This window comes from Shigella sp. FC1967 (assembly GCF_001743005.1).
In the GTDB taxonomy this organism is placed as follows: Bacteria; Pseudomonadota; Gammaproteobacteria; order Enterobacterales; family Enterobacteriaceae; genus Proteus.
The window spans coordinates 1-1,277 of sequence record NZ_MIIZ01001019.1; the positions used below are offsets into that span (position 1 = coordinate 1).

The following is a 1,277-nucleotide window of genomic DNA, read 5'->3' on the forward strand; positions in this document are numbered from 1 at the left end:
GAAGCATTCCCAATAACTGGGCTGGGAACAGATCAGCTTCCTCCTCCATCAAACGCTCGCCTTGGTTGCCTCCGTGCATAATGGGCTCCTTGCCATCCGAGTTCTGGCCTTGAGTCCGCATGACGTACTTGAGCCGGGTCTTCGGCAGGTTATCCGCGATATACTCCTGGGTTTCACCATCGACGATACGCAGAGCAAACGTGTTGTTGATGTTCCCCAACACCTGGAGCGCTTTGTCTTTGCTACCCAGTCGAGCTGCGAAGTCAGCAAAAGTCTGAGTTGCAACGAAAAGACGAAGTTTCGCACCGCGACCTTTGTTCAGGAGCTGGATGAACGGGTCGTTGATCACCTCGGCAGCCTCATCAACAAAGATATTTACGGGTCTGTTGTTGACGCCGTAGTTGTATCTGTCACCGGCAACCGCTGTCAGGTCTGACAGGAAGATGGACCCCATAGCACTACCAACCATGTTGTCGGTCAGGGAGTCGAGCCCCAGATAAGCAACTTGAGCGTTGTTGATGATTTTTGCGGAATCGGTGATCTGGCGTTCGTCGCTCAGATCAGATGAGTCTGGAGACAGCAGAGGGCCTAGCTCCCCGGACGTCAGCATATTCATGATCGGCAGGAGGTTCGCCACCATCTTGGAGAAGTGGGTTTGGTCGTGCTGGAACATCGACAGCAAGCCTTCCAGGTCAGAGTTCGGGTGCTCAGGTTGGATGATGTCGTAGTAGAACTTCATCAACGCGAAAGCGATCTTCTCACGCGAACCGTTTTTGACTTTTTCCAAGTAAGCCGCTGCTTCTGCCTCCCAGTCGGGCATAACTCGCTCTGAGTAAGCCTGAACGGCCTTGATGACCAAGCCAGCAGCGCCACCTTCAAGGAATCGGCGGAGCTTTGTCAGGTTGGGACGATCATGAGTGATGACCAAGCCCTGAGCGATGTTGTTCAGTGCCTGCCATCCAAATGATTTGAACGGGTCGGCCCCTGCTTCGGACGGGATCAACGCTGCCAAACGACTTGCGATTTCAGTCACGCGGGTGAAGTTACGCAGAGGGTCGATACGCACCGACTCTTCCGGGAATGCTGGATGAAATGAGACGAATCTTTCCGGCTGCCCCATAGCTTCACAGGCACGTCGGGCATTGTCCCGCATCTCCTTATCCCCTTTCGGGTCTATGATGATCACGGCTTCCCCACGCAGAATGGCCTGTGAAATCAGGATGTCGAACATACGGGTCTTGCCCGAGCCGGTGGTCCCAACGATCAGCGAATGCCCC

General features: G+C 54.4%; 1 protein-coding gene. It reads right to left on the reverse strand.

The window, feature by feature from the left end; genetic code table 11:
- Nucleotides 1-1,277 (reverse strand): conjugative transfer system coupling protein TraD (traD, locus tag BHE89_RS17560; protein ID WP_128860678.1); only part of this gene is annotated, 1,277 nt, incomplete at both ends.